At 57.9% G+C, this 21,229-nt stretch carries 24 protein-coding genes; 8 read left to right on the forward strand and 16 right to left on the reverse strand.

The genetic code is table 11. The features are described from left to right. Positions 1 to 107: 107 nt before the first annotated feature. On the reverse strand, positions 108 to 1,199 hold the full coding sequence (locus tag MEB48_RS21050) for an aminopeptidase (RefSeq protein WP_237885845.1): 1,092 nt from the start codon (positions 1,197 to 1,199) through the stop codon (positions 108 to 110). Positions 1,200 to 1,257: 58 nt separating this feature from the next. Here MEB48_RS21050 and MEB48_RS21055 point away from each other — a divergent pair, with 58 nt between their 5' ends. Next, positions 1,258 to 1,674, forward strand: coding sequence for a PA0061/PA0062 family lipoprotein (locus MEB48_RS21055; RefSeq protein ID WP_237885846.1), 417 nt, complete (start codon positions 1,258 to 1,260; stop codon positions 1,672 to 1,674). A gap of 40 nt (positions 1,675 to 1,714) precedes the next feature. After that, entirely contained in the window at positions 1,715 to 2,134 is a 420-nt protein-coding gene (locus tag MEB48_RS21060) for a PA0061/PA0062 family lipoprotein (protein WP_237885847.1), read from the forward strand. A 6-nt stretch (positions 2,135 to 2,140) separates the two neighbouring features. Here MEB48_RS21060 and MEB48_RS21065 read toward each other — a convergent pair whose 3' ends face one another. Together MEB48_RS21065 and MEB48_RS21070 are read right to left on the reverse strand one after the other, a co-directional pair. Beyond that, positions 2,141 to 2,374: a DUF1161 domain-containing protein gene (locus MEB48_RS21065; protein ID WP_030129631.1), complete on the reverse strand. Its 234-nt coding sequence runs from the start codon at positions 2,372 to 2,374 to the stop codon at positions 2,141 to 2,143. Positions 2,375 to 2,549: 175 nt separating this feature from the next. Further along, the gene (locus MEB48_RS21070) at positions 2,550 to 2,981 is read right to left on the reverse strand and encodes an OsmC family protein (protein ID WP_237885848.1); all 432 of its coding nucleotides are present in this window, start codon (positions 2,979 to 2,981) and stop codon (positions 2,550 to 2,552) included. Positions 2,982 to 3,218: 237 nt separating this feature from the next. On the opposite strand from MEB48_RS21070, the gene MEB48_RS21075 reads away from it, so the two are divergent. Beyond that, positions 3,219 to 4,220: an LLM class flavin-dependent oxidoreductase gene (locus tag MEB48_RS21075; RefSeq protein ID WP_237885849.1), complete on the forward strand. Its 1,002-nt coding sequence runs from the start codon at positions 3,219 to 3,221 to the stop codon at positions 4,218 to 4,220. A 65-nt stretch (positions 4,221 to 4,285) separates the two neighbouring features. Here MEB48_RS21075 and MEB48_RS21080 read toward each other — a convergent pair whose 3' ends face one another. Then, on the reverse strand, positions 4,286 to 4,510 hold the full coding sequence (locus MEB48_RS21080) for a DUF1161 domain-containing protein (protein WP_237885850.1): 225 nt from the start codon (positions 4,508 to 4,510) through the stop codon (positions 4,286 to 4,288). 126 nt (positions 4,511 to 4,636) lie between these two features. Continuing rightward, positions 4,637 to 4,852, reverse strand: coding sequence for a dodecin (locus MEB48_RS21085; RefSeq protein WP_007902773.1), 216 nt, complete (start codon positions 4,850 to 4,852; stop codon positions 4,637 to 4,639). Between the two features lie 155 nt (positions 4,853 to 5,007). Here MEB48_RS21085 and MEB48_RS21090 point away from each other — a divergent pair, with 155 nt between their 5' ends. Then, positions 5,008 to 5,334, forward strand: a complete 327-nt coding sequence (locus MEB48_RS21090) for a DUF883 family protein (RefSeq protein WP_237885851.1) — start codon at positions 5,008 to 5,010, stop codon at positions 5,332 to 5,334. Here the strand turns inward: MEB48_RS21090 and MEB48_RS21095 are convergent. Further along, complete coding sequence (locus MEB48_RS21095) at positions 5,331 to 6,224, reverse strand: LysR family transcriptional regulator (RefSeq protein WP_237885852.1); 894 nt, start codon at positions 6,222 to 6,224, stop codon at positions 5,331 to 5,333. The two genes, MEB48_RS21090 and MEB48_RS21095, sit on opposite strands and share 4 nt — an antisense overlap. Before the next feature lie 112 nt (positions 6,225 to 6,336). Between MEB48_RS21095 and trpB the strand changes: the two genes are divergently transcribed. Then, positions 6,337 to 7,572 carry a tryptophan synthase subunit beta gene (gene trpB, locus MEB48_RS21100; RefSeq protein WP_237885853.1) on the forward strand — a complete coding sequence of 412 codons (1,236 nt, stop codon included), beginning with the start codon at positions 6,337 to 6,339 and terminating at the stop codon, positions 7,570 to 7,572. Next, positions 7,572 to 8,384 (forward strand): tryptophan synthase subunit alpha, encoded by an 813-nt coding sequence (gene trpA, locus MEB48_RS21105; RefSeq protein WP_237885854.1) that lies wholly within the window; start codon positions 7,572 to 7,574, stop codon positions 8,382 to 8,384. Before trpB ends, trpA begins: the two co-directional genes overlap by 1 nt. A gap of 109 nt (positions 8,385 to 8,493) precedes the next feature. Here trpA and MEB48_RS21110 read toward each other — a convergent pair whose 3' ends face one another. From MEB48_RS21110 to MEB48_RS21155, 10 genes are all read right to left on the reverse strand, one after another. After that, positions 8,494 to 10,458: a DUF7844 domain-containing protein gene (locus MEB48_RS21110; RefSeq protein ID WP_237885855.1), complete on the reverse strand. Its 1,965-nt coding sequence runs from the start codon at positions 10,456 to 10,458 to the stop codon at positions 8,494 to 8,496. Then, entirely contained in the window at positions 10,455 to 10,775 is a 321-nt protein-coding gene (locus MEB48_RS21115) for a DUF2388 domain-containing protein (protein WP_237885856.1), read from the reverse strand. Before MEB48_RS21115 ends, MEB48_RS21110 begins: the two co-directional genes overlap by 4 nt. Positions 10,776 to 10,803: 28 nt before the next feature. Continuing rightward, entirely contained in the window at positions 10,804 to 11,121 is a 318-nt protein-coding gene (locus tag MEB48_RS21120; RefSeq protein ID WP_237885857.1) for a DUF2388 domain-containing protein, read from the reverse strand. A gap of 107 nt (positions 11,122 to 11,228) precedes the next feature. Next, complete coding sequence (locus tag MEB48_RS21125; protein ID WP_237885858.1) at positions 11,229 to 11,546, reverse strand: DUF2388 domain-containing protein; 318 nt, start codon at positions 11,544 to 11,546, stop codon at positions 11,229 to 11,231. Between the two features lie 290 nt (positions 11,547 to 11,836). Beyond that, positions 11,837 to 12,052 carry a DUF1127 domain-containing protein gene (locus MEB48_RS21130; RefSeq protein ID WP_095055374.1) on the reverse strand — a complete coding sequence of 72 codons (216 nt, stop codon included), beginning with the start codon at positions 12,050 to 12,052 and terminating at the stop codon, positions 11,837 to 11,839. 319 nt (positions 12,053 to 12,371) lie between these two features. Next, on the reverse strand, positions 12,372 to 13,865 hold the full coding sequence (locus MEB48_RS21135) for an acetyl-CoA hydrolase/transferase family protein (RefSeq protein WP_237885859.1): 1,494 nt from the start codon (positions 13,863 to 13,865) through the stop codon (positions 12,372 to 12,374). A gap of 188 nt (positions 13,866 to 14,053) precedes the next feature. Next, a complete protein-coding gene (locus MEB48_RS21140) occupies positions 14,054 to 15,490 on the reverse strand; it encodes an NAD(P)(+) transhydrogenase (Re/Si-specific) subunit beta (protein WP_237885860.1) in 1,437 nt (478 codons plus the stop codon). Then, positions 15,490 to 15,813: an NAD(P) transhydrogenase subunit alpha gene (locus tag MEB48_RS21145; protein WP_003187010.1), complete on the reverse strand. Its 324-nt coding sequence runs from the start codon at positions 15,811 to 15,813 to the stop codon at positions 15,490 to 15,492. The genes MEB48_RS21140 and MEB48_RS21145 overlap by 1 nt, the downstream gene beginning before the upstream one ends. A 15-nt stretch (positions 15,814 to 15,828) precedes the next feature. Then, the gene (locus MEB48_RS21150; protein ID WP_237885861.1) at positions 15,829 to 16,950 is read right to left on the reverse strand and encodes a Re/Si-specific NAD(P)(+) transhydrogenase subunit alpha; all 1,122 of its coding nucleotides are present in this window, start codon (positions 16,948 to 16,950) and stop codon (positions 15,829 to 15,831) included. 434 nt (positions 16,951 to 17,384) lie between these two features. Beyond that, the gene (locus MEB48_RS21155) at positions 17,385 to 18,284 is read right to left on the reverse strand and encodes a LysR family transcriptional regulator (RefSeq protein ID WP_237885862.1); all 900 of its coding nucleotides are present in this window, start codon (positions 18,282 to 18,284) and stop codon (positions 17,385 to 17,387) included. A gap of 157 nt (positions 18,285 to 18,441) precedes the next feature. Between MEB48_RS21155 and MEB48_RS21160 the strand changes: the two genes are divergently transcribed. Together MEB48_RS21160 and MEB48_RS21165 are read left to right on the forward strand one after the other, a co-directional pair. Further along, on the forward strand, positions 18,442 to 19,623 hold the full coding sequence (locus MEB48_RS21160; RefSeq protein ID WP_030129615.1) for an acyl-CoA dehydrogenase: 1,182 nt from the start codon (positions 18,442 to 18,444) through the stop codon (positions 19,621 to 19,623). 13 nt (positions 19,624 to 19,636) lie between these two features. Beyond that, complete coding sequence (locus MEB48_RS21165) at positions 19,637 to 20,857, forward strand: CaiB/BaiF CoA transferase family protein (protein ID WP_237885863.1); 1,221 nt, start codon at positions 19,637 to 19,639, stop codon at positions 20,855 to 20,857. Positions 20,858 to 21,229: the final 372 nt, after the last annotated feature.

Raw genomic sequence — 21,229 nt, forward strand, 5'->3', positions numbered from 1 at the left:
AAACCCTTCGCGGGCAAGCCCGCTCCCACAGGGATTTGTGTCTGGCCAAAGAAAATTGGCATACACCGCCCTAGTGTGGGAGCGGGCTTGCCCGCGAAGAGTCCCGCTCAGCCGCCGGGGATCTTTGATCCCGCCAACACTTTCAACGCCGCCTTACGCTCCCCAACCGGCAACGCGCCCAGCCTCTCCACCGCCGCATAAAACCTCTTCCAATCCCCATCAACCTGCCTGAACAGCGCGGCAAACGCCGGCACCCATTGGTCATACAAACCGAACGGCAGTAGCCGGGCGTTGTTCATCGGGGCGTTGATCCAGGCGTCGTAGCGTTTATTCCCGGCCCATTGGCTGTCGCGCAGCGTCCGGTACTCACGGCGCAATCGTTCGAACTCTGCCGCTTTTCGCTCACGCATTTGTCCGGCAGGCAGCGGCAGGGCGTAAAGCCGTTCCAGTCTCTTGCGGGCGTCCAGAACCAATTGGATGAACTGGTCGCGTTGTTGCTCCAACGCTCCATTATCCGGCGGCATGCCGCGGAATGCGCGCCATTGCCGAGTACCCTCCTGTTCGACGAAGGTAGCGAAGGATTCGTTGAACTCGGTGTCGTCTTTCACATAAAAACGTTGATGGGCGAGCTCGTGAAAAATCAGCGTGGCCAACCGTTCGTCGCCCCACCCCATCATCGAGCTCATGATCGGGTCGTTGAACCAACCGAGCGTCGAATAGGCCTCGACGCCGCCGATCGACACGTCCATACCTTGCAAACGCTGCAAGGCGGCCTCACCACGGGCAGCGCTCTGGCTGTAATACCCGCGATAGGCGACGCAGCCAGCGATGGGGAAGCAATGGTTCTGCGGCTTCAGCGAAAACTCCGGCGTGGCAAAGACGTTCCAGACTACAAACGGTCGACCGATGTCGGCGTACAAGCGGTAGCTCGGGTTGTCTGGCAGGTGCAGGTGTTGGCTGGCGAATGTCCGGGCTTTTTGTGATTGGGCCAGACGCGCACGTAATTGCTGATCGCGGCCTGGATCTGAAATCACACTGGAAACCGGCTCCCGTGCCCGCAGCAAGTGCAGCTGACCACTGGCCAATTGGCCGTAATAGCTGATGCTTGCGCAGCCATTGAGCAACAAAAGAAACACACCCGGAAACAAAATGCGTAAAACGCGATCAAGTAACCCAAGGCTTGGACGCGGCCTGATCAAAATGAATCATCCCTGGAAAGTCTGCCCGCAAGACTATCCCGCCTATTGGAGCTCCGCTATGCGCAAGTTGATGCTGACGGGAGGCCTGCTGATGCTGGCCGGTTGTGCTGGATTGCCCACCCCTGATCCTTCGCAGGCATGGATCGATCTGGATTCACGGCTGGAAGACACCGCGCTGCAAGCGCTGGAAGTCGACGACAAGGCTTCGATCGACAAACGCTACTTCGAAGTGCAGCCCGGTAGCCATGAGCTGACGGTTCGCTACTTGTTTGCAGTCCAGCCGACCAACATTGGTCCCGACGCCGAGCCGCTGTGGCGCGACTGTCAGTTGAATGTGAAATTCAAGGACTTCAACGCTGGTCAGCGGTATCAGCTGCAAGCCGGGAATATCGGCTTTCGGCCGTGGGCCAAGCTCTATGATCAACAGCGCAAAGTGATTGGGCAGGGCACACCGGCAGGCTGCCAGCGCACCTGATCGGCGCTATGCTGAATGACCAGTCCTTGGGATATTCATCATGCGCAGGTTGTTGCTGTTACTCGCTGCTGGCATCTTTGTCGGTTGCGCGAGTCCGTTGCCGGCGGTCGATCCGCAGATGGCCTGGGTCGACTTCGCTACACCGAGCCCTGGCGGTAAATTGCTGATGGCCGAACGGCTGGACAACCAGCGGCTGAGCGACGGGCGTTACTTCCAGGTCACGCCGGGTAGCCATGAGCTGAGAGTACGTTTCGATTTTGAAGTGATGGGTGGTGGCTCGGGCTTGATGAATGCTCCGCTGGAGCGGCTGTGCTACCTGACCATCAACTACGACCATTTCGAGGCCGGCCAGCGTTACCTGCTGGAAGCGCGTTCTATAGCGTTCACCCCCAGCGCCCGGTTGTACAACGCCAAGCGGGAGATCGTTGCTGAAGATCGATTGGCCAACTGCGTTATGTGAGGCAGATCAGCGGTCATTTTTTTGGTAGATGATTTTCTTGGTGCCGCCTTCGCATGAGCCGACGACCATGTTCTGATCGTGCACTTCGTCATTGGTGACGATTTCCAGGGTGTAGGACGTGACGTTATTGGCCTGGATCTTGGCTTCGATCTCGGCCTTGAGTTCCTCACAGGATTTCGGTGCCGCGAGGGCCGATGTGGCCAGCGTGCAACAGATAACTGCCAAGGCAAAACGTTTCATGGTTGAAGCTCCCTTGAGGCAGCGCGCAGGGGGGATGCGCTGAAGCTGCTGTCATTTATTCGACCACAGTTTCGCCGGTCAGGCTGTAATTCAGGACAAAAAAGATCGCAGCTTCGGCAATTCCTACAGGAAGCTGCCGAAGGCTCGGGCCGCGTGCGGACGATCTTTTATCGGTTTAGCTGATCAACGTCGCCTCCAGGCTGATTTTCGCATTCAATACTTTGGAGACTGGGCAGCCTTCTTTGGCCTTGTTGCTCAGTTCCTCGAATTGCGCCTGGGTCGCCCCGGGGATTTTCGCCTTGAGAATCAGTTTTACCGCTGTGATTGCAAAGCCACCGTCTACCTGGTCCAGGGTGACTTCGGCATTGGTGTCGATACTGTCGGCCTTAAGGTTGGCCTCGCCGAGAATCATTGAAAACGCCATGGAAAAACAGCCCGCGTGAGCCGCGCCGATCAGCTCTTCCGGATTGGTGCCTTTACCGCCTTCGAAACGGGCCTTGAAGCCGTAGGGTGCTTCTCTGAGGACACCGGTTTCGGTGGAAATCGAGCCGATACCGGTTTTCAGATCACCTTCCCAATGAGCCGATGCTTTCTTTGTGATAGCCATGTCTGCCTCCTCAAGATCCGGCGCGAAACGTCGCGCCTTCGTGGTTTTCGGTTGCCAGGGTTCTGAGGATAGACCGTCAGGCAAAGTTCACCTCATCTGATCAGTCCTCCAATCGTGTAGGAATTTTGTCTGTTCTCTTGAAACTCGGGTATATGCCCTCATTGCATAGAGCACGCTTATAGACTTGGCAGGTTTTCGTCGTGAAAAAACCTGTTTACCCATTGGAGAAGCAGGTTGATGAAACGACTGTCTGATATCAAGTTTTCCACCCTTGATCTGGTGCCCGTTCGGGAGAACGGCAGTGCGGCTCAGTCCCTGCACAATTCTCTGGATCTGGCGCGGCACGTCGAAAAATTCGGCTACAACCGCTTCTGGGTTGCCGAGCACCACAACATGGACGGGATCGCCAGTTCGGCGACCTCAGTTCTGCTGGGCTATCTGGCCGGTGGCACTTCGACCATTCGTGTCGGTTCGGGTGGCGTGATGCTGCCCAACCACGCGCCGCTGGTGATCGCCGAGCAGTTCGGCACCCTTGAAAGCCTGTACCCGGGGCGGATCGACCTGGGCCTGGGTCGCGCCCCCGGCTCCGATCAGATGACCGCCCGCGCCTTGCGTCGTGAGCGCTCCGGCAGTGCCGACGACTTCCCGGAAGACGTGACCGAACTGATGCGCTACCTCGGCCCACGCACGCCGGATCAGCGGATCATTGCCATGCCGGGTACCGGCACTAATGTCCCGATATGGTTGTTGGGTTCGAGCCTGTTCAGTGCGCAGTTGGCCGGTGAGCGCGGTTTGCCCTACGCCTTCGCCTCACATTTCGCACCGCGCTTCATGCATGAGGCGATTCGCGTTTACCGCAACCACTTCAAGCCTTCCGCGGTTTTGGATAAGCCTTACGTGATGCTCGGCGTGCCACTGGTAGCCGCGGATACCGATGAGCAAGCTGATTACCTGGCCACTTCGGTCTACCAGCGGATTCTCGCGTTAATGCGTGGCCAGAGCCTGGTGCAACGCCCGCCAGTGAAGACCATGGACGGCCTGTGGCTACCCCATGAGAAAGAAGCGGTCGGTGATTTCCTTGGCCTGGCCATGGTCGGCAGCCCACAGAAGATTCGCGCCAAGCTGGAAGTGCTGATCGAACAGACTCAGGCCGATGAGCTGATTTTTACCTGTGACCTGTACGAACATGCCGATCGCCTGCACTCCTATGAGTTGCTGGCGCAGGTCATGAAGGGCTGAGGAGCAAACAGCGCCCACAAAATAGCCGACGCCATTGCGTCGGCTATTTCATTTTCGAGGGCGGGTCAGCCCTGCTTGTAGATGATTTGCCTGGAGCCTTTTTCACAGATGCCGACGACTTTTCCGTCAGCAGCAGCGCCTTTGTCGACAATCTCCAGTGTGTAATTGGAAACGCCTTTGGCATCCAGTTTCGCTGCGATTTCGGCTTTCAGCTCGTCGCACGACTTGCCTTGGGCAAAGGCTGTTCCCGCAAGGCTCAACAAACCTACTGCCAAAATAAACTTCTTCATCGGTTGCACTCCCTGGTCGGAACAATAGGGTGAGAGCATCCAACCATCGGATGCGCACGCCACGTAGCGCTTTGCCAATCCCTATGGCACTCGGCCGCCGCGCAAGTTCAGAAGCCTGGCTCAAACTCAGCTACTGGCAATCCGGAATCCGACTTTGAGCGTCACCTGAAAGTGTGCAGCTTTGCCGTCCTTGATGTGCCCTCGGGTTTCGGTCACTTCAAACCATTCCATGTACTTGAGACTTTTGTTGGCTTCAGCCAGGGCGTTGTTGATGGCGTCTTCAATGCTGGTGGTGGATGAGCCAACCAGTTCGACTTTTTTGTAGGTGTGATGGTCAGTCATGACGTTCTCCTCAGGATGTGAAATACAGCCTAGCAGTGATTTTTTTTATTTCTTCTGTCGACCAATCCGGGGGAAAGCTCAGATTTACTGCACTTTCTCGAACCTCTGAAGTCCCAACCAACACACGCACTCATCAACAATGCAGGAGAGCCACCATGGCCAATACCTCGTTACGCAAAGCCTCATTGCAAAGCATGGAAGCCGAGATCGAGAGTCTGCTGAAATCGTTGGAAAGCCTGAAGGAGGACGCCTCGGACGAGTCGCGTAAAACGCTTAAAGCGCTGAAAAGCAATGCCGAGAACGCGCTGAAACATTCACGTCATCTGCTCGCCGATGCCTATGAAGAGGTCAAGGTCAAAACCCGTGAAACCGGGATCGCGACACGTGACTATGCCCAGGAGCACCCTTGGACTACAGCCGGTGTCGCCGTTGGTGCATTGGGTCTTCTGGCAGCCTACCTGCTGTGCAAACGCGGTAATTAAGGTGCCTGACGCAGTTCATTTTTAAGCCACTGCGCCAATTGCCGAGCGCGCCCGTCCGCGGCGCGCTTGGGTAGCCATAACGCCAGTTGCGCCGGGGTTTCACAGAAACCCCATGGCGCAATCAGGCGACCGGCCTTCAAGTCCTCGGTCACCAATGGCTCAGGCGCGATGGCCACCCCCAGTCCGGCCACTGCCGCCTCCAGCAAATAATACAAATGCTCGAAACCCTGACCGTACTTCAGCGCCTTGGCGTCGAGGCCGCTTTGCTGTGCCCAGCTTGGCCAGGCTTGCGGACGTGAGGTGGTGTGCAGCAAGGGTTCGGTCAACAGTGCGTTTGGCGGCGCGTTTTGCAGCCTTTCGTAACCGACGAATCGTGGGCTCATGACCGGGCCGATGCGTTCGCTGGCCAGTTCATAAACTTGCATGTCCGCCGGCCATGGCGGTTCGGCAAACACCAGCAAGGCATCCAGGCCGGGCCGCCGTGGATCGAGATCGCCTTCGCCAGCCGACAGATGCAGGCGCAGATCCGGCAGATCCGCATTGAGCCGCCCCAAACGCGGAATGAACCAGCGCGCCAGCAGGCTACCCGAGCAGCCGAGCACGAATGGCGCATCGGCGGTGCTCTGGGTCAATTCAGCGCAAACGCTGCGCAATCGCTCAAAGGCTTCGCCACTGGCGTCGCGCAAACGAACGCCGGCATCTGTGAGTTTCAGGCCGCGTCCATCCTTGATGAACAGACTCACGCCGAGGTGTTCTTCCAGTACCTTGAGTTGCCGGCTGACCGCCCCATGAGTGACGTGTAGCTGTTCGGCGGCCTGACTGACGCTGTTCAGGCGGGCAGTGGCTTCGAAGGCGCGAAGAGCGTTCAGCGGAGGAAGGTCGTGGCTCATGTTATCTGTGAGTTTTCCTGACAGGTTGTGGCGATCTTATCGGTTTTCAGCGTGGGACGTCAGGGGTAGAGTGAACGCCATCGTCACCTCTCGAATACAACTGGAGCGACCCATGACCCAGACTAATCTGCGCAACGGCCCCGACGCCAACGGCCTGTTCGGCGCGTTCGGTGGCCGCTACGTCGCCGAAACCCTGATGCCGTTGATCCTCGATCTGGCCCGTGAATATGAAGCGGCCAAGGAAGATCCGGCGTTCAAAGAAGAATTGGCCTACTTCCAGCGAGATTACGTCGGACGTCCAAGCCCACTGTACTTCGCCGAGCGTCTGACAGAGTTCTGCGGCGGCGCGAAGATTTACCTTAAGCGCGAAGAGCTGAACCATACCGGCGCCCACAAGATCAACAACTGCATCGGCCAGATCCTGCTGGCGCGGCGCATGGGTAAGAAGCGCATCATCGCCGAGACTGGCGCTGGCATGCATGGCGTGGCGACCGCCACCGTGGCCGCGCGTTTCGGCCTCGATTGCGTGATCTACATGGGCACTACCGACATCGAACGTCAGCAAGCCAACGTGTTTCGCATGAAGCTGCTGGGCGCCGAAGTGATCCCGGTAGTTGCCGGCACTGGCACCCTTAAAGATGCGATGAACGAAGCCCTGCGTGACTGGGTGACTAACGTCGACAGCACTTTCTACCTGATCGGCACCGTCGCCGGTCCACACCCGTACCCTGCCATGGTTCGTGACTTCCAGGCTGTGATCGGCAAGGAAACCCGCGAGCAGTTGCAAGCTCAGGAAGGCCGTCTGCCAGACAGTCTGGTGGCGTGCATCGGTGGTGGTTCCAATGCCATGGGCCTGTTCCACCCGTTCCTTGATGACAAGAGCGTTGAGATCATCGGCGTCGAAGCCGCCGGTTACGGCATCGAAACCGGCAAGCATGCGGCCAGCCTGAACGGCGGCGTACCGGGTGTTCTGCACGGCAACCGTACTTTCCTGTTGCAGGACGACGACGGCCAGATCATCGACGCCCACTCGATTTCCGCCGGCCTCGACTATCCGGGCATCGGCCCGGAACACGCCTGGTTGCATGACATCGGCCGCGTCCAGTACACCTCGGTGACCGACGATGAAGCCCTCGACGCGTTCCACAAATGCTGTCGCCTGGAAGGGATTATTCCTGCACTGGAAAGCGCCCATGCCCTGGCCGAAGTGTTCAAACGCGCACCGACGTTGCCGAAAGATCACCTGATGGTGGTCAATCTGTCCGGCCGTGGCGACAAAGACATGCAGACCGTGATGCACCACATGGAACAGTCTCAACAAAAGCAATCCCAGCAGGAGAAACACTGATGAGCCGCCTGCAGACACGTTTTGCCGAACTCAAGGAACAGAATCGCGCCGCACTGGTGACCTTCGTGACCGCTGGTGACCCGAATTACGACACGTCCTTGGCGATCCTCAAAGGCTTGCCGGGAGCAGGTGCCGACGTGATCGAGCTGGGCATGCCCTTCACCGATCCGATGGCCGATGGCCCGGCGATTCAACTGGCCAACATTCGTGCCTTGGGCGCCAAACAGAACCTGGCGAAAACCCTGCAAATGGTTCGCGAGTTCCGCGAAGGCAATAACGAGACGCCGCTGGTGCTGATGGGTTACTTCAACCCGATTCACATGTACGGCGTGCCGCGTTTCATCGCTGAAGCCAAAGAGGCCGGTGTCGATGGCCTGATCGTGGTCGACATGCCGCCGGAGCATAACGGGGAGCTGTGTGATCCCGCACAGGCGGCAGGCCTGGACTTCATTCGCCTGACCACTCCGACGACTGATGACGTGCGCTTGCCGACCGTTCTGAATGGCAGTTCCGGCTTTGTTTACTATGTGTCTGTGGCGGGTGTGACCGGTGCGGGCGCGGCGACTCTGGAGCATGTCGAAGAAGCCGTCACCCGTCTGCGTCGCCATACCGATCTGCCGATCAGCATCGGTTTTGGTATTCGTACACCGGAGCAGGCAGCATCCATCGCGCGTCTGGCTGACGGTGTGGTAGTGGGGTCGGCACTGATCGATCACATCGCCAATGCCTCGACGCCGGATCAGGCTGTGGAGGGTGTACTCAGCCTGTGCGCAGCCTTGTCTGACGGTGTACGTAAAGCGCGGGTCAGCTGAAGATAAAGTTCCTGATACAGGGGAATCAGTGCCTCACGACACTAAGCAGCAAGACCGAGGGCTTCAGGGCTACGCTCTGAGGCCCTTCTTGTTCTTGGGGGCCTGTCCTTCAGGGCAATTCCAACCCACCCGCGGCCTTATGCAGCTTGCGCAAATGTTCGCCAACCTGCTTCAGGTTGGCTTCGTTGGCGGCCATCTCGGCGGCTCGACTCGGTTCGAGCAATGCTCTGACTTCCTTATCGAGATCCCCGGTCAGCGCTTGCAGCTGTTTCTGGCGCAGGTTGCTTTCCGACTCCAAACGCGTCCACTCGTTCGGTTGCGGCAAACCATATCCCTCGGTGGTGCCGAGCAGTTCCGCCGGACGGCTGAGGAAGCCGCTGTTGGCGAGAATCTGCTGCAAAGTCCCATTGGCCTTATCCAGGCTGCCGTTGTTCAATTCCCGAGCGCCCAGATAGCGTTGCTTCACTTCGTCCTGGGCCAGCACCAACTGCTGACGGAAACTGGCCTGCTCCAGCAGCAGCAACGCCGCGCTGGTGCGCAAGTCAGCCTGGTCAATCCATTTGCGGCGCTCTTCAGCTTTCAAGGATAGCCAGTCCTCGACCTTGTCCTGCTTGATCGGCAAATGCTTCTTCAGCACATCGAACATCGCTTGATAACGCTCGCGGAAGGAGTCGAAGCGATAGCCCAGGCGCAACGCTTCACGAGGGTCATCCAGCACGCTGGTGTCCGCCAACCTGCGGCCTTTGAGCACTTCCAGCAAGCCGTTGGGCATGATGCTGTCGAGGCCGACCAGTTGCGCATTGTTGGTGCTGCTGCGCAGTAATTTCAGGCCTTCTACCGCGCAGTTGTTGGACAGGAAGAAATAGTTGCCGTCGTAACCCCAATGCATCTCCGCGGCGTGTTCCACTACGTTTTCGATTTCGTTGCGCGACAGATTCAGCGGCACCGATGCCAGGCTGCGCAATTCAGTCTTGGTGTATTCGTCGATCACTTGGGCCAATGGCAAGACAAACAGGCGCGACGGGTATTTACCCACCAGCCCATCCCAACTCGACAGCTGTACATCACCGACGAAGGCGCGGTAGGACAGTACCAGATGTTGATCCAGATCGAGGCGGCAATCCGGCCCACGAGGACGACCTGGTGCGCAGATCACCAACCGCAGCATGCTGTGGCCCCAGCGGCTGACCCAGTTCTGGTTGGCTTCTGCCAGCAGATAATCAACAGCATAAACCCGTTCCGGATCGACCTGACCCAAGGGCTGCTTGGCAAAATCGTTACCCGCATTGAGGAAGGCAAATGATTGGGTGCACGTGTCTTTGGCGGCGGGCGCCCAACCGAAATGTTCTTTGTAGTAGCGATACAGCGCTGGACGACGGCAGGCATAGCTTGGGTCGAGGAGGAAGTACTCCATGTTGACCGCGACGAACTCCTTCGGGCTGCTCGTCTCGTAAATGTCCGGGCTGCGGGCAATCTGCCGGTTGTGCTGTTCGCGCTCACCACGCCGGCCGACGTATTGCGGCCAACCGGCCAAATCCAGCAGACGAGGGTCATCGCTGAGGGTCCAACGTCGCTCCGTCTGCCCACGGCATTGATCGGGGATACCGATCAGCCCGGAGCTGCTGTTGCGTTGCTTGCAGCGCTGGATCAGTGTGCGCTCGGCGGTTGGCCAGAGGCGCGCACGGTCATAAATGTGGGTGAGTTCGTGCAACACCGTGGCGAGCATTTCCCGGCGCACGGTACCGTGGGGGCGATACGTTTTTTGGATCGCGGCGCTGCCGTTGGTGAGGCTGACGAGCAGATTGCGATTCAGGTCGAGCTCCGACACCAGCGACGCCTGACCGTAGGCATCGCTCGGCATATCGTCGGTCCAGCCGACATCGATGCGCCGGTCCAGTTGCTCGATGAAGCGCGGCGGTAACGCCTGCATGGCTTCATCGAGCAGCGCCTGACTGGCCTGTTGTTGCGCGGGACTCAGACCGTCGGTCTTGAGCCGTAATTGCAGACCGGCCTGAGCCGTGTTGCCAAGCAGCAACACGATCCCGGCCAGCAACCAGACGCCTAGGGACTTCACAGTGCAAGGATGGCTTCGGCGAGAACCTGATCACTGGCGTCGCGGGCTTCCGGTACGCGGGTGCGCAAGGTGTCGAAGGCCGCTTCCAGGTGTGCACCGCGGATTTCACCGTCGCTGGCGACGAAACTGGCCGCATCGTCGTGGGCTTCACGGACAATCTTCGAATCGCGAATGGACGTGGTGGTATCGGACGTGAAATCAAGCGTGCGCTCGGAGGCACGAATAATGATGTTACTGGTGGCTACCAGGGTGTGCGCCTGGGCCATATCGGCCAACAACAGCAGGCCAAGGGTGGCAGCAATCAGCGGGCTACGCATGGAACGACTCCGGAGGAACAAGGGATAACTATTGGACGAGAATTGCCTGTGCCAGTTCAAGATCGTTGGCATGAAGTTTTGGCTGGGTCCGGCGCAGGTAAATCAGGGCGGACTCCAGTTGCGCTCCTTGCAGTTGGCCGTCACTGGCAATGAACGCGGCAGCGTCATCCCGGGCGGCGATCAGCAGTTTATGATCGAAGGGCGCGGAGGTCACCAGGCTGGTGGCATAACCACTGGCCACGGTGCCTTGCGTGGACAGATTGAAAGCATCAAAGGCATGGGTCGAACCCGACCAGCAAGCCCCAAGAAAAACCGCAGTGATCGAAAGACTGGCAAGAAAACGCATGAGACTCGATAGCTGAAAGCGAGTCCCAAGGCTAGCGTAATGCCCGGGCTAGAGCCAGCGCCGAAGCATGGGGACACGGCGGACGTGTCCCGCGTCAGAGCTGTCGCTTAGATCGTCAGGATGGCCTGGGCCAGCTGTGCGTCGGTCGCATTCAGTTGTGGAGTCTGTTGGCGGATATGGTCGAGAGCGCTTTCCAGTTTCACACCGCGAATGGCCCCTTCACTGGCGACGAAGCTGGCGGCATCGTCACGAGCAGCACGGACGATTTTGTCGTCGCGAAAGGAAGACGAGATGTCCGAAGTAGCGTCGGAAGAGGACTTCAGCCCACCAACAATGGAATCGGTGGTCACGATGAAACTGGTGGCATGGGCATTGGCAGCCACGACAAGCAAGGCGGCAGCGCTGAGCAGACGAAGACGGGACATGGGGTAGCTCCTTGAATAGACCGATTGAGAGGTGACGCAGGATCAGACGCCTGTCGTAAAGCGTTCGCCACGTTCTGTCTGGATATTAGGCCTGTGCACATCGATAAGAACAGTCCAATAAAACTGTACTTGTTAAATATAAGTTATTTTAAAACTGTACCTATTTAATGATTGTCTCTGTATGAAACCCCAAAACGACAAAACCCGTCGTAGTTTCCCACGACGGGTTTTGTTTGTTCAATTCGGGGTGCTGGCGGTGGATCCGGAGGATCAGAGCCAGCGACGCTAACTTAGCGCCAGAACGGCTTGCTCAGCTCTTCGTAGCGTTGTGCTTCGCTAATCCCGGCATCAGCCAGCAGACGCGAATCCAGACGAGCCAGTTGATGGCGGCTGGTAATGCGGCGCTGCCACAGCATCAGGTTGGCGAGAACGCGCAGAGGCATGGAAGCCTGGGTTTTTGCAGCGGTGTCTTCGAAGAACAGTTCGGAACTGAGTGTACGTTCCATGGTTTTCATCCTTCCGCTTATGGCGGGATTAGGTAGTGGTTTAACTGAAGCCAATGATCCTCTCGTTTGGCCAGTCTCTGTAGATACAGTTCACCTGTATTGTGAGTGACCAGTTAACTGTTAAACGGCGGTGTACTGGTCGAAATTGAGGCAACTGTACCTGTTCGCACTGATATAGTGCGTTTTTGTCCATTCGGCTCGAAAATGTAGGTAATTGCTGTAGGAAAAGACCGGTACAGCAGTACAGTTTTAGATAGAAATGAAGATCGCAATAGCGAGCTGACGAAACTGTGTCTGCGTCAGCTGCTATCTGGATCCATTACACCGTCAACATGCGCCCGGTTTCTTCCAGGTTTATGTGCCAACTCAGGGCATCGCGAAGAATGTGCGGGGTATGCCCGCCAACTGCGCAAGCGGCAGTGAAGTAGTCATTCAAGGCTGGGCGATAGTCCGGGTGAACGCAGTTGTCGATGATGACCCGGGCGCGCTCACGCGGTGCCAGGCCACGCAAGTCGGCCAGGCCTATCTCGGTCACGAGAATGTCGACGTCATGTTCTGTATGGTCGACGTGGCTGACCATGGGCACCACGCTGGAAATCGCGCCGCCCTTGGCGATCGACTTGGTGACAAAGATTGCCAGGTGCGCATTGCGCGCGAAATCGCCGGAGCCGCCGATGCCGTTCATCATTCGCGTGCCGCAGACATGGGTTGAGTTGACGTTGCCGTAAAGGTCGAATTCCAGTGCGGTATTGATGCCAATGATGCCTAGGCGCCGCACCACTTCGGGATGGTTCGAGATTTCCTGGGGGCGCAGCACCAGCTTGTCCTTATAGTGCTCCAGGTTCCCGAATACATCGGCATTGCGCCGGCTCGACAGGGTGATCGAACTGCCCGAAGCAAAGCTCAGCTTGCCAGCATCGATCAGATCGAAAGTCGAATCCTGCAGCACTTCGGAGTACATGGTCAGGTCTTCGAACGGCGAGTCGATCAAGCCGCACATCACCGAATTGGCGATAGTGCCGATACCGGCTTGCAGCGGGCCGAGCTTGTTGGTCATGCGCCCGGCAGCCACTTCTTGTTTGAAGAAATCGATCAGGTGATCAGCGATGGCCTGAGTGTCGCTGTCCGGCGGCAAGACAGTGGACGGCGAGTCGGACTGGTTAGTGATCACGATCGCGACGATTTTTTCTGGCGGTATCGCAATGGCGGTGCTGCCGATGCGGTCGTCGACCTTCACCAGCGGAATAGGCGTGCGGGTCGGCCGGTAGGTCGGGATAAAGATATCGTGCAGGCCTTCGAGATTCGGGTTGTGAGCCAGGTTGATCTCAACGATCACGTGCTTGGCGAAAATCGCGAAGCTGGCCGAGTTGCCTACCGAGGTGGTCGGCACGATATGGCCTTGCTCGGTGATTGCCACGGCTTCGATCACCGCGATGTCCGGTAGCTTGAGTTGTTGGTTACGCAGTAGCTCTACGGTTTCCGACAGGTGCTGGTCGATGAACATGACTTCGCCGGCATTGATCGCCTTGCGCAGGGTGCTGTCCACCTGGAACGGCATGCGTCGCGACAGTACGCCGGCTTCAGTCAATTGCTTGTCGAGGTCGTTGCCCAGGCTGGCGCCGGTCATCAGGGTGATTTTCAGCGGCGTGACCTTGGCGCGCTCGGCCAAGGCATGAGGCACGGCCTTGGCTTCGCCGGCTCGGGTAAAGCCGCTCATGCCGACGGTCATGCCGTCCTGAATCAGAGCGGCAGCGTCGGCGGCGTTCATCACCTTGTCTAACAATGAAGGCAAGCGAATACGGTCACGGTACATGATTGTTTTCTCGGGCAACGGAAGCAAGGTGCGCAGTCTAGTGAATTTGATCGTTGCCCGTCCCGCTACCAAGGTCGCATTCGAGGTGTCTATTCTGCGCCTTTCAGACAAAACACCATTACAGGATCAGTAACAGCCACAAACAAAAACGCCCCGACAAGTCGGGGCGTTCAGGTTTCCGAAGAGTTTTACTCGACGGCTTTAACCATGTCTTCGATGACTTTCTTGGCGTCGCCAAACACCATCATGGTCTTGTCCAGGTAGAACAGTTCGTTGTCCAGACCGGCATAGCCGCTGGCCATCGAGCGCTTGTTGACGATGATGGTCTTGGCCTTGAACGCTTCGAGAATCGGCATGCCGGCTATCGGCGATTTCGGATCGTTTTTGGCCGCCGGGTTCACCACGTCGTTGGCGCCGAGTACCAGCACCACATCGGCCTGACCGAACTCGGAGTTGATGTCTTCCATCTCGAACACCTGGTCGTAAGGCACTTCGGCCTCGGCGAGCAAGACGTTCATGTGGCCAGGCATGCGACCAGCAACCGGGTGAATGGCGTACTTCACGGTCACGCCGCGGTGGCTCAGTTTCTCGGTTAGCTCCTTCAGGGCGTGCTGCGCGCGAGCCACCGCCAGGCCATAGCCCGGAACGATGATCACAGTGTCGGCGTTGGTCAGCAGGAAGGTCGCGTCGTCAGCCGAACCGGATTTCACCGGGCGAGCTTCTTTCGAGCCTGCCGGGCCAGCGGCATCTGCTGTGTTGCCGAAACCGCCGAGCAACACGTTGAAGAACGAACGGTTCATCGCCTTGCACATAATGTACGAGAGGATCGCACCGCTTGAGCCCACCAGCGAGCCGGCAATGATCAGCATCGAGTTGTTCAGCGAGAAGCCGATACCCGCCGCGGCCCAGCCGGAGTAGCTGTTGAGCATCGACACCACGACGGGCATGTCGGCGCCGCCGATAGGGATGATGATCAGCACGCCCATTACAAAGGCCAGGGCCAGCATCAGTGCGAAGGCGCTGAGACTGCCGGTCAGCATGAAGGTGATGCCCAATACCAGCGTCGCCAGACCCAGCAGCAAGTTCAGTTTGTGCTGGCCAGCGAACTGTACCGGTGCGCCTTGGAACAGACGGAACTTGTACTTTCCCGACAGCTTGCCAAACGCAATCACCGAACCGGAGAAGGTGATTGCACCGATGGCCGCGCCGAGGAACAGCTCCAGACGGTTGCCCGCCGGAATCGCATCCCCCAGCTGTTTAACGATGCCCAGCGATTGCGGTTCGACCACCGCCGCGATAGCGATGAACACGGCGGCCATACCGATCATGCTGTGCATGAAGGCGACCAGTTCCGGCATCTTGGTCATTTCAACACGCTTGGCCATGATCGAACCAGCGGTGCCGCCGACCAGCAGACCGACGATGACATAGCCAATGCCCGCTGTAGCCAACTCTGCCCCTAGCTTATAAATGAGGCCGACCGTGGTGAGGATCGCCAACGCCATACCGAGCATGCCGTAGACATTGCCGCGCCGCGACGTGGTGGGGTGCGACAGGCCTTTGAGGGCCTGGATGAAGCAGATCGACGCGATCAGGTAGAGCGTCGTTACCAGATTCATGCTCATTACTTGGGCGCCTCTTCTTTTACGGCTTTCGGGGCTTTTTTCTTGAACATCTCAAGCATTCTGCGAGTCACGAGGAAACCACCAAACACGTTCACGGCCGCCAGCGCCACCGCCAGGGTGCCCATGGTCTTGCCTAATGGGGTCACGGTCAGCGCCGCCGCCAGCATGGCGCCGACGATCACAATCGCCGAAATGGCGTTGGTCACCGCCATCAACGGCGTGTGCAGGGCAGGGGTCACGTTCCACACCACGTGATAACCGACATAGATCGCCAGCACGAAGATGATCAGGTTGTAGATACCGGGGGAGATAAGCTCTTCCATCGTCTGAATCCCTGCTTAGGCGTTTTGGCGGATGACTTGGCCGTCGCGGCACATCAGGCACGCGGCGACGATGTCGTCTTCGAGGTTGATCTCAAACTGGCCTTCTTTGGTGAACACCAGTTTCAGGAAGTCCAGCAGGTTGCGCGCGTACAGGGCCGAAGCGTCTGCCGCGACTGCGCCGGCCAGGTTGGTCGGGCCGCAAATGGTCACGCCATTCTCGACCACCACCTGATCGGCCACGGTCAGCGGGCAGTTGCCGCCCTGCGCTGCCGCGAGGTCGATGACCACTGAGCCTGGCTTCATCTGCGCCACGGTTTCGGCGCTCAATAGCGTCGGCGCCTTGCGGCCCGGGATCAGCGCGGTGGTGATGACGATGTCAGCCTGCTTGGCGCGTTCATGCACAGCCAAGGCCTGACGCTGCATCCAGCTGGCCGGCATGGGGCGGGCATAACCGCCGACACCGACGGCGCATTCGCGCTCTTCATCAGTTTCGTACGGCACATCGACAAATTTCGCCCCCAGCGATTCGATCTGTTCCTTCACCGCAGGACGCACGTCGGACGCTTCGATGACTGCACCCAGACGTTTCGCCGTGGCAATCGCCTGCAAACCGGCTACGCCAGCGCCGAGAATCAGCACACGCGCCGCTTTCACGGTGCCCGCCGCCGTCATCAGCATCGGCATGAAGCGTGGATAGTGGTGAGCGGCCAGCAACACGGCTTTATAGCCGGCGATGTTCGCCTGGGAGGACAGCACATCCAGGCTCTGGGCACGGGAGGTGCGCGGCGCGGCCTCCAGTGCAAACGCGGTAATGCCGCACTCGGCCAGTTTGGCAATGGTTTCATTGCTGAACGGATTGAGCATGCCCACCACAACGGTGCCGCGCTTGATCAGTGTCAGCTCGCTGTCGCTGGGGGCGACCACCTTGAGAATCAGCTCGGCGCCAAACGCATCGTTGGCGCTGCCAATGGTCGCGCCTGCCGCTGCATAAGCACTGTCGACAACGCTGGCATTAATGCCGGCGCCGCTTTGCACAGTGACTTTATGACCCTGGCCGATCAGCTTTTTGATGGTTTCCGGGGTTGCAGCAACCCGTGTTTCACCCGTCTGGGTTTCGAGAGGAACACCAATGTGCACGTCAAATCTCCTGCGTGATCTTATTGAGTAAACCCAGGCACTTCGGATGGTGCGGCTGGGGCGGCCGATCAGCACGATCCCGCCGAATCAAGGCGGGGCGCGGCATTTTGCAGGCGAACTTTGTGCCCTTCAAGGGATTATGACGGGTGACGGAAAATTAACTACAAGTCACCCCGTGACCGAATGTCGCACCAGTCATTGCAATCCCTTACAGGCCGTGGCTTCTGAGGATTCTGTCCAAAATTCAAGAATTTACACATCGGCACGGTGAATGAGGCGTCATTGCCTGCCAATAGAGGCTCAAGGCCACGTATTCAGGCCTTTGTAGGACGTTTGTGCTACTCCTCAGTACAGTCTGCCTATATGCGACAAATACTTATATCTGTAGTGCTTTTGTTTTGCTGACTACGAGGTCAGCTTATAGGGGGAAGCCTTTATCCTTCTAGGCTGTAGCTTTGTGCCTGATTCACCAGCCAATCGCGAAATGCCTTTAAAGAGGCAGATTCGACCTTTCGCTCGGGAATCATCAGGTAGTAGGCCTTGATGCTCGATAGTGCCTGGGCGTTGGCAATCACCAGGCGCTTCTCTGCCAATTCGCGCTGAATCAGGAACGGTGGAATCAGCGCGACCCCCATATCGTGCATCGCAGCTTGAGCAAGCATGGAGAATAGCTCGTAACGCGGCCCTGTCATGTCTCGCGGGATATTAAGGTTTTGAGAGTTGAACCACTGGCGCCAGGCATAAGGGCGTGTGGTCTGTTGCAGCAGGGGCAGTTTGGCGATTTCACCGGGGCTCAGGTTGGTCTTTTTGCTCAATAACGTGGGGCTGCACACCGGCATCGGATTTTCGCCCATTAGCCTGTGGGATTCGGTACCTGGCCAGTCGGCGTCGCCGAAATAGATCGCGGCATCGAATTCGGTATCGGCAAACAGGAAGGGGCGGGTGCGATTGGTGAGGTTGACTGTCACTTCCGGATGTTTGTGCTGAAAATCCTTGAGTCGTGGCAGCAGCCATTGAGTCCCGAAGGTTGGCACCACCGCCAGCTCGATCACATTGGCGCCTTGCTGGCCCATCACTGACAAGGTGTCCCGTTCAACCGCATCGAGTTGTGTGGCTACTCGGCGGCTATAGGAAAGCCCGGCCTCTGTCAGCTTCACTCCACGCCGCGAGCGTCGGAACAGTTCGACGCTGAGGAACTCCTCAAGGCTGGCGATCTGTCGGCAAATCGCTCCCTGCGTGAGGGAAAGTTCCTGGGCGGCCTTGGTAAAGCTCTCGTGGCGCGCTGCAGCTTCAAAACTGATCAGGGCGGTTGTACTGGGGATCTTCCTGCGCATGTACGTCAACCTCACTAATACATCGCATATAAGCCATTTTGCGACGTTACGGAGTGAGAAATTAGCACAACAGTATGCAAAATCCTCGTTTGTCGTGAAGCCAAACCCGGCCTAGGATCACTCCACGTTATTTGACCCGATTCGAGAGGACTCACTCATGGGCGGTAAAGCTAGCTTCAACTGGATCGATCCCCTGCTGCTGGATCAACAGCTCACTGAAGAAGAACGCATGATTCGCGACACCGCTCAGCAATTCGCTCAGCAGAAGCTCGCGCCGCGCGTTCTCGAAGCTTTCCGTCATGAGAAGACCGACCCGGCGATCTTCCGCGAGATGGGTGAAGTGGGTCTGTTGGGTGCGACGATTCCTGAGCAATACGGTGGCAGCGGCCTTAACTACGTCAGTTACGGTCTGATTGCTCGTGAGGTCGAGCGTGTCGACTCTGGCTATCGCTCGATGATGAGCGTGCAGTCCTCGCTGGTCATGGTGCCGATCAACGAATTCGGTACCGAAGCACAGAAGCAGAAGTACCTGCCGAAGCTGGCCTCGGGTGAATGGATCGGTTGCTTTGGTCTGACTGAGCCTGACCACGGTTCCGACCCGGGCGCGATGATTACTCGTGCACGCAAAGTGGAAGGCGGCTACAGCCTCACCGGCAGCAAAATGTGGATCACCAACAGCCCGATCGCCGACGTGTTCGTGGTCTGGGGCAAGGATGATGCGGGTGACATTCGTGGCTTCGTTCTGGAGAAGGGCTGGAAAGGTCTGAGCGCTCCGGCGATTCACGGCAAGGTCGGCCTGCGTGCATCCATTACCGGCGAGATCGTCATGGACAACGTGTTTGTCCCTGAAGAGAACATCTTCCCGGATGTCCGGGGCTTGAAAGGTCCTTTTACCTGCCTTAATTCGGCGCGTTACGGCATTTCCTGGGGCGCACTGGGCGCTGCCGAGTTCTGCTGGCACACCGCTCGCCAGTACACCCTGGATCGCAAGCAGTTTGGTCGTCCATTGGCGGCCACACAGTTGATCCAGAAGAAGCTGGCTGACATGCAGACTGAAATCACTCTGGCGCTGCAAGGCTGTCTGCGTCTGGGTCGTATGAAGGATGAAGGCACGGCTGCCGTCGAGATCACTTCGATGATGAAGCGCAACTCCTGTGGCAAATCCCTCGACATCGCCCGCATGGCGCGCGACATGCTGGGTGGCAACGGCATTTCCGATGAGTTCGGTGTCGCTCGGCATCTGGTCAATCTGGAAGTGGTGAATACCTATGAAGGTACGCATGACGTCCACGCGCTGATCCTCGGTCGCGCGCAGACCGGCATCCAGGCGTTCTATTAATAGGAGAACGGCCATGGGCGCGCTTTCGCATCTACGGGTACTGGATTTATCACGGGTGCTTGCCGGGCCCTGGGCCGGGCAGATCCTGGCGGACCTTGGGGCCGAAGTCATCAAGGTCGAGCGCCCGGGCAATGGCGATGACACGCGCGCCTGGGGGCCTCCGTTCCTTAAAGACGCCTATGGCGAGAACACCAGCGAGGCGGCTTATTACTTGTCCGCCAACCGCAACAAGCAATCAGTGACCATCGACTTCACGCGGCCAGAAGGGCAGCAGCTTGTGCGTGAGTTGGCGGCGAAGTCGGACATCCTCATTGAGAATTTCAAGGTCGGTGGCCTGGCAGCTTATGGGCTGGACTATGAATCGCTCAAGGCGATTAATCCGAAGCTGATCTATTGCTCGATCACTGGATTTGGCCAGACAGGTCCGTATGCCAAGCGTGCGGGTTATGACTTCATGATCCAGGGCTTGGGCGGTCTGATGAGTTTGACCGGTCGTCCCGAAGGAGATGAAGGTGCGGGTCCGGTGAAAGTCGGTGTGGCGCTGACAGATATTTTGACCGGTCTCTATTCGACGGTAGCGATCCTGGCGGCCTTGGCTCATCGGGATCAGGGGGGCGGCGGTCAGCATATAGATATGGCATTACTGGATGTCCAGGTGGCTTGTCTGGCCAATCAGGCGATGAACTACCTGACTACAGGCAATGCGCCTAAACGCCTGGGTAACGCTCACCCGAATATCGTGCCTTATCAGGACTTCCCTACGGCTGATGGCGATTTCATCCTAACCGTGGGTAACGATGGGCAGTTCCGCAAGTTTGCAGAGGTGGCCGGTCAATCGCAGTGGGCGGATGATCCGCGCTTTGCGACCAACAAGTTGCGGGTGGCTAACCGAGCAGTGCTGATTCCACTGATCCGCCAGGCGACCGTGTTCAAGACGACTGCTGAATGGGTGGCGCAGTTGGAGCAGGCGGGCGTGCCGTGCGGGCCGATCAACGATCTGGCTCAGGTGTTTGCCGATCCTCAGGTTCAGGCGCGTGGGTTGGCCATTGAGCTGCCTCATGCTTTGGCCGGAATGGTGCCGCAGGTTGCGAGCCCTATACGCCTGTCCGAAACTCCGGTGGAGTACCGTAGTGCACCGCCTTTGTTGGGTGAGCACACGCTGGAAGTTCTGCAGCGGGTATTGGGTCTGGATGCTGGTGTCGTTACTGGGTTCAAGGCGTCCGGAGTGCTCTGAGGATTCCTTCTATATAGAGGGGCGCAGTTTTGCTCTTCTATCTAGTAGTGAAAGGCGCTGTTTTTCGGCTTTCCATAGTTTGTTGATAGAAAAACCAAATCAGGGGTTGACGGCAGATTCTGAAAGCCTATAATTCGCCCCACTTCCGGCGCAGTCGAAACGGAAAACTCCTTGATAAGCAATGAGTTATACAGTTTTCGGCAGCGGTTACGCTTCAGTTCATCGAAGCCAGAAGGAGTTGGTGGGGCAGTGTGTTGTCGCCTTATTGACGGTTCGATCCTCTCGGTCGAAAGCGGAGAAAAAGAGGTGTTGACAGCAGCGACTAACGCTGTAGAATTCGCCTCCCGCTAACGAGAGATCGAAAGCGCAAGT

Source organism: Pseudomonas sp. PGPR40 (assembly GCF_022014505.1).
In the GTDB taxonomy this organism is placed as follows: domain Bacteria; phylum Pseudomonadota; class Gammaproteobacteria; order Pseudomonadales; family Pseudomonadaceae; genus Aquipseudomonas.

Coding starts and splice junctions, on each gene's coding strand:
- MEB48_RS21055 (WP_237885846.1), top strand. CDS start 1,258: ATGCGCAAGTTGATGCTGACGGGAGGCCTGCTGATGCTGGCCGGTTGT.
- MEB48_RS21060 (WP_237885847.1), top strand. CDS start 1,715: ATGCGCAGGTTGTTGCTGTTACTCGCTGCTGGCATCTTTGTCGGTTGC.
- MEB48_RS21065 (WP_030129631.1), bottom strand. CDS start 2,374: ATGAAACGTTTTGCCTTGGCAGTTATCTGTTGCACGCTGGCCACATCG.
- MEB48_RS21070 (WP_237885848.1), bottom strand. CDS start 2,981: ATGGCTATCACAAAGAAAGCATCGGCTCATTGGGAAGGTGATCTGAAA.
- MEB48_RS21075 (WP_237885849.1), top strand. CDS start 3,219: ATGAAACGACTGTCTGATATCAAGTTTTCCACCCTTGATCTGGTGCCC.
- MEB48_RS21080 (WP_237885850.1), bottom strand. CDS start 4,510: ATGAAGAAGTTTATTTTGGCAGTAGGTTTGTTGAGCCTTGCGGGAACA.
- MEB48_RS21085 (WP_007902773.1), bottom strand. CDS start 4,852: ATGACTGACCATCACACCTACAAAAAAGTCGAACTGGTTGGCTCATCC.
- MEB48_RS21090 (WP_237885851.1), top strand. CDS start 5,008: ATGGCCAATACCTCGTTACGCAAAGCCTCATTGCAAAGCATGGAAGCC.
- MEB48_RS21095 (WP_237885852.1), bottom strand. CDS start 6,224: ATGAGCCACGACCTTCCTCCGCTGAACGCTCTTCGCGCCTTCGAAGCC.
- trpB (WP_237885853.1), top strand. CDS start 6,337: ATGACCCAGACTAATCTGCGCAACGGCCCCGACGCCAACGGCCTGTTC.
- trpA (WP_237885854.1), top strand. CDS start 7,572: ATGAGCCGCCTGCAGACACGTTTTGCCGAACTCAAGGAACAGAATCGC.
- MEB48_RS21115 (WP_237885856.1), bottom strand. CDS start 10,775: ATGCGTAGCCCGCTGATTGCTGCCACCCTTGGCCTGCTGTTGTTGGCC.
- MEB48_RS21120 (WP_237885857.1), bottom strand. CDS start 11,121: ATGCGTTTTCTTGCCAGTCTTTCGATCACTGCGGTTTTTCTTGGGGCT.
- MEB48_RS21125 (WP_237885858.1), bottom strand. CDS start 11,546: ATGTCCCGTCTTCGTCTGCTCAGCGCTGCCGCCTTGCTTGTCGTGGCT.
- MEB48_RS21130 (WP_095055374.1), bottom strand. CDS start 12,052: ATGGAACGTACACTCAGTTCCGAACTGTTCTTCGAAGACACCGCTGCA.
- MEB48_RS21135 (WP_237885859.1), bottom strand. CDS start 13,865: ATGTACCGTGACCGTATTCGCTTGCCTTCATTGTTAGACAAGGTGATG.
- MEB48_RS21140 (WP_237885860.1), bottom strand. CDS start 15,490: ATGAGCATGAATCTGGTAACGACGCTCTACCTGATCGCGTCGATCTGC.
- MEB48_RS21145 (WP_003187010.1), bottom strand. CDS start 15,813: ATGGAAGAGCTTATCTCCCCCGGTATCTACAACCTGATCATCTTCGTG.
- MEB48_RS21155 (WP_237885862.1), bottom strand. CDS start 18,284: ATGCGCAGGAAGATCCCCAGTACAACCGCCCTGATCAGTTTTGAAGCT.
- MEB48_RS21160 (WP_030129615.1), top strand. CDS start 18,442: ATGGGCGGTAAAGCTAGCTTCAACTGGATCGATCCCCTGCTGCTGGAT.
- MEB48_RS21165 (WP_237885863.1), top strand. CDS start 19,637: ATGGGCGCGCTTTCGCATCTACGGGTACTGGATTTATCACGGGTGCTT.